At 64.3% G+C, this 4,768-nt stretch carries 6 protein-coding genes; 5 read left to right on the top strand and 1 reads right to left on the bottom strand.

Annotated features, from left to right (window positions below):
• The coding region (locus AC5JJ6_RS42040; protein ID WP_496047766.1) for a calcium-binding protein at positions 1 to 978 on the top strand (978 nt) is incomplete at its 5' end.
• A 62-nt stretch (positions 979 to 1,040) separates the two neighbouring features.
• Here AC5JJ6_RS42040 and AC5JJ6_RS42035 read toward each other — a convergent pair.
• On the bottom strand, positions 1,041 to 2,204 hold the full coding sequence (locus AC5JJ6_RS42035) for a glycosyltransferase (RefSeq protein WP_496047765.1): 1,164 nt from the start codon (positions 2,202 to 2,204) through the stop codon (positions 1,041 to 1,043).
• A gap of 198 nt (positions 2,205 to 2,402) precedes the next feature.
• Between AC5JJ6_RS42035 and AC5JJ6_RS42030 the strand changes: the two genes are divergently transcribed.
• The 4 genes from AC5JJ6_RS42030 to AC5JJ6_RS42015 form a co-directional block, all read left to right on the top strand.
• Positions 2,403 to 2,603: a hypothetical protein gene (locus AC5JJ6_RS42030; RefSeq protein ID WP_496047764.1), complete on the top strand. Its 201-nt coding sequence runs from the start codon at positions 2,403 to 2,405 to the stop codon at positions 2,601 to 2,603.
• 283 nt (positions 2,604 to 2,886) lie between these two features.
• On the top strand, positions 2,887 to 3,918 hold the full coding sequence (locus AC5JJ6_RS42025) for a Bug family tripartite tricarboxylate transporter substrate binding protein (RefSeq protein ID WP_496047763.1): 1,032 nt from the start codon (positions 2,887 to 2,889) through the stop codon (positions 3,916 to 3,918).
• A gap of 75 nt (positions 3,919 to 3,993) precedes the next feature.
• A complete protein-coding gene (locus AC5JJ6_RS42020) occupies positions 3,994 to 4,500 on the top strand; it encodes a tripartite tricarboxylate transporter TctB family protein (protein WP_496047762.1) in 507 nt (168 codons plus the stop codon).
• A gap of 33 nt (positions 4,501 to 4,533) precedes the next feature.
• Positions 4,534 to 4,768, top strand: a 235-nt coding sequence (locus AC5JJ6_RS42015) for a tripartite tricarboxylate transporter permease (RefSeq protein ID WP_496047761.1), incomplete at its 3' end; no start/stop codon positions are given.

The raw sequence follows: 4,768 nt of genomic DNA, 5'->3' as shown, positions 1-4,768 counted from the left end.
GCCGACGGCGATACGATGCCCTGGCAGTCGGATTTCGTGGCGCTGGCGCTCGGCACCATGGCCCAGCGCGGCTATGCGCAGGCCGAGAAGATGGTCGATTGGATGGACAACTTCACGTCCGGCCGGTTCATCCACGGTGACGACGGCTTCGATCCGCGCTTCGGCTCCTCATATCTGGTGAAGGTCCATGGCAACGGCTTCGGCCCCGCCTACGACACCTGGGCCGAGCTGTTCAAGGCCAGCTTCGGCACCAGTCCCGGCAACCCGCCGGAACGGATCGATGGCTGGCCCAGTTCGCCCTTCGCCTATGCCGCCAACGCGCGGGCGACCGTCGCCCAGATCTTCACCGTGAACCATTCGCCGGATGCGATGGAAGCCTTCGGCTATCTGAGCAATGCGATGGTCAAGGCGCAGGGCGCCCAAGGCTTCTATTCCGATCCGACCTGGAACATCTCGCCCCGGCTGCCGGACGGCGAGACCCTCGACCTCGATCAGGTCCGCATCACCCACGGCGCCGACGACCAGTTCCTGTCCGGCACCAACGGCAACGAACTGCTCCATGGTGCCGGCGGCGACGACCAGATCAGCGGCGCCGGCGGCATCGACGTCCTGTTCGGCGATATCGGCGACGACGATCTGTCCGGCGGTGCGGGCAACGACTATCTCTACGGCGGCGGCGGCAACGACACGCTGAACGGCGGTTCCGGCGACGACTACCTGAAGGGCAACGGCGGCAACGACCGCTTCGTGTTCGACGGCGACGCCGGCGGCCGGGACACGATCTCGGAGTTCCGCAAGCACGGGACCGACACGATCGAGATCGGGGACGGTCTGGCGACCTCCGCAGCCCAGATCATCGGCTCCGCCAGCGCCGACGCTTCGGGCGACGCGGTCCTGCACATCGGATCGGGGCTGACCGTCACCCTGCTGGGCCTCGGCACCGGCGATCTTAAGGCCGATATGTTCCACTTCGCCTGAACGCCCACAGGTCGCAGGGGATCGTAGGCCGGGGAAAGCGAAGCGGCACCCGGCCTACGAAGTCACGAAGCATTGTTCCCGCTTGCGGAATCAGCTCGAACCCGCCCTTTCCACTCGCCGCCCCGGCCCGCCCGGTGGCGGCGCGCGGAGTCCAGCGTCGCTCCCAGGTAGAACGCCGCCACCAGCGGCAGGGCCGGCGCCCAGAGCGGCGAACGTCCGTGGTACTTCAGAGCAGGCAGGTACGATGCGGCCATAAGCGCCCAGGCGCCAGCCGCCATCCAGCGCGCGGGACCCGCCGCCGCCACGGTGACCACAGGCGGGACGATGAACACCAGCGTCATCGCCAGCGCCACCCCGGCCAGCAGCAGCGGCGAGTGGCGAAGCTGCGTATAGGCGCTCCGCGCGATCATCCGCCAGACATTCCCGGCTCCCCCATACCCGCGCAGGGACCGCGCCTCTTCCGCCAGTTCCAGGCGGATGCGGTGGCCGCCCGCCTTGATCGCGGCGGCCAGCGCGCAGTCGTCGATCGACTCGCCCCGAATCGCCGCAAGCCCACCGATCCTGTCAACCGCATTCCGCCGCACCAGCATGACGCCGCCGGCCGCCGCCGCGACGGCGCGGCCCGGATCGTTGACCCAGCGGAAGGGATAGAGCATCCGGAAGAAATACACGAAGGCCGGCATCGTCGCCCGCTCCGCCACGGTTTCGCAATGAAGCCGCACCATCAGCGAGTTCAGGTCCAGCCGCTCCGCCTCCGACCGCGCCGCCAGTTGCCGCAATCCGCCCGGCGGATGGTCGATATCGGCGTCGGTGAACAGGACATAGGCCGCATCGGGAGCGGTTTCCGCCGCCGCCTCCAGTCCCGTCCGCATCGCCCAGACCTTGCCGGCCCATCCCGGCGGCAGGGCAGGAGCGCGGCACACGGTCAACCCGCCGGGCCGGCGCGATCCGGCGGCAGCCGCCCGTGCCGCCGCCGCCGTCCCGTCGTCGCTGTGGTCGTCCACCAGCACGACATGCAGCGGCGCCGGATAGTCCTGGTCCAGCAGCGACGCCACCGCCCTGCCGACCACGGCCGCCTCGTTGCGGGCGGGAACGACGGCGACCACCGGCGGCAGCGCCGCCGGTTCGACGACCGCCTCCGGAAGACCGAAACGCCAGTAGCCGCCTCTCCCCAGCAGCAGGTAGAGCCATATGGCGAGAGCAAGGGCGGCGACCGGCAAGTACATCTTCAGGTTCTCCTCATGCCCGAGATATATCAACTTTCACAAAGGAGGAAGCAGGAAGGCGGAAGTCCGCCGGGCCGGAGAAAGGCGAACAGGTTCCTGAATACGGTATACCAGATATCCTGTTCTGAGCGCTTGTCATACGACAGTGGCCCTGTCATATTTGCTGCAACGCACAATCACCTTGCAGGAGATGAAGATATGTTCGGTGCCCACGCTTTTGAAATGCTCGCCCTTGTCGTCGCCGTCGGCGGTCTTGTCGCCGTCATCGCGGAAATCATCATCAAGGATCCGTCGGCTCTGGCCGACATCGTCACCGACAGCCGCGCCATGGCGCAGCCGGCACAGCGCGCCCGCGCCGCGTCCACCGTCAGCAACGGCAACTTCCGCAAAGCGGCCTGACCTCGTTTTCTTTTCGGCAAGACTGTTCGCTACTGCATCAAAGGTCAGCAACACTGCATTGTTTCAAAAACTGGCTTTTACTTCACAAGTATTACCGCAGCGCAATATTTTCTTGCCTAAAGACTTATTAAAAAATTCCTGTTGATTTGTATAGACCATGCCGCATACCATATACCAGCGCTAAGACGATCCGACCGGTCGAGTCCTCAAAGATAACAATGTCGCCGGACCTCTCCATGAGCCGTGTGGAACAGGATGCCGGCTACACAGGGAGGAGTCCGATATGGCTGTGCTGGAGAGTGTCTCCCGCCTGAAGGCGGCTGCCGCGATTACATGTCTTTCCTTGAGTGCGATTTCCATCACGACGCTGACTTCCACCCAGGCCCTGGCGTGGGAGCCGACCAAGTCGGTCGAATTCATCGTTCCGGCAGGCACCGGCGGCGGCGCCGACCAGATGGCGCGGATGATCCAGGGGATCATTCAGAAGAACAACCTGATGAAGCAGCCGGTCGTCGTCATCAACAAGTCGGGCGGGGCCGGCGCCGAGGGTTTCCTGGACGTTGCCGGCTCCAACCGGAACCCCCACAAGATCATCATCACCCTGTCCAACCTGTTCACCACGCCGCTCGCGACCGGCGTGCCGTTCTCGTGGAAGGACATGACGCCGGTCGCCATGCTGGCGCTCGACAACTTCATCCTCTGGGTCAACGCCGAGCAGCCGTACAAGACGCCCAAGGATCTGGTGGACGCCGCCAAATCAGGCGGCGCCAACAGTTCCAAGATGGGCGGCACGGGGTCCAAGCAAGAAGACCAGATCATCACCGCCGCGATCGAGCAGGCGACGGGAACGACATTCACCTACATCCCCTACAAGGGCGGCGGCGACGTCGCGGCCCAGCTGGTCGGCAACCACATCACCGCCAGCGTCAACAATCCGATCGAAGCGGTCGCCCAGTGGCGGGCCGGGGCGCTGCGTCCGCTCTGCGTGTTCGACTCCCGGCGGATCGACCTGAAGGAGCCGATCGCCAACAACATGTCGTGGAACGACGTGCCGACCTGCAAGGAAAGCGGGCTGGATGTCGAGTACACCATGCTGCGCGGCATCTTCACCTCTCCCGGCGTCACCGCCGACCAGATCAAATACTACGTCGAACTCTTCCAGAAAGTGCGCGAGACGCCGGACTGGAAAGACTTCATGGCGAAGGGCGCGTTCAACACGACCTTCATGACCGGCGACGAGTACAAGGCCTGGCTCGCCAAGGCGGAAACGACCCACAAGGGCCTGATGGAGAAAGCCGGCTTCCTCGCGAAGTAACGGCCAATAACGACGCGGGTCCGGACGGCGGCGCCACCCGTCCGTCCGGGATCCGGTCTCCAGAGGGAGGGACGGATGAAACAGCGCAAAAGTGACGAGGACGCCGTCACCACTCACCACACGATGGAAATCGTCGTAGCCTTGATGTTCGCGGCCCTGGCCGTCGTCGTCATGATCGACAGCAACAGGGTCGGCAACGGCTGGGCCAGCGACGGGCCGGAAGCGGGATACTTCCCGTTCCACGTCGGCCTGATCATGTTCATCTCGAGCGCCGCGATCCTGATCGCCAACCTCGCATCCCGCACGCCGAACCGCAGCACCTTCGTGGAACGCGGACAGTTCGTGCTGGTCATGAAGGTCCTGATACCGACGATAGTCTTCGTCGGACTGATCTGGCTGATCGGGATTTACTTCGCGGCTGCAATATTCATCGCTTTCTTCATGTATTGGTTGGGCAAATACCCCATCCAGAAGATCCTGCCGGTCGCCATCCTGATCCCGCTGGCTCTCTTCGTGATGTTTGAAATCTGGTTCCTGGTCCCCCTGCCCAAGGGTCCGGTCGAAGCCATGCTCGGCTACTGACGCAGCACACCCTGCATATCTCGGAGCAGCGCCTTGGAATCCTTGATGAACCTGATGCATGGCTTCGGCGTGCTCGCCGATCCCATGAATATCGTCTACATGTTCGTCGGCATCACGCTGGGCGTGCTGATCGGCGTCCTTCCCGGCCTCGGCGGCGCCAACGGCGTCGCGATCCTGCTGCCGCTGACCTTCAGCATGTCGCCGACCTCGGCCATCATCATGCTGTCCTGCATCTACTGGGGCGCCCTGTTCGGCGGGGCCATCACCT

It is taken from the genome of Skermanella sp. (genome assembly GCF_059503625.1).
The sequence above is the reverse complement of the archived record's forward strand: the minus strand, read 5'-3'. Positions and strand labels throughout refer to the sequence as shown.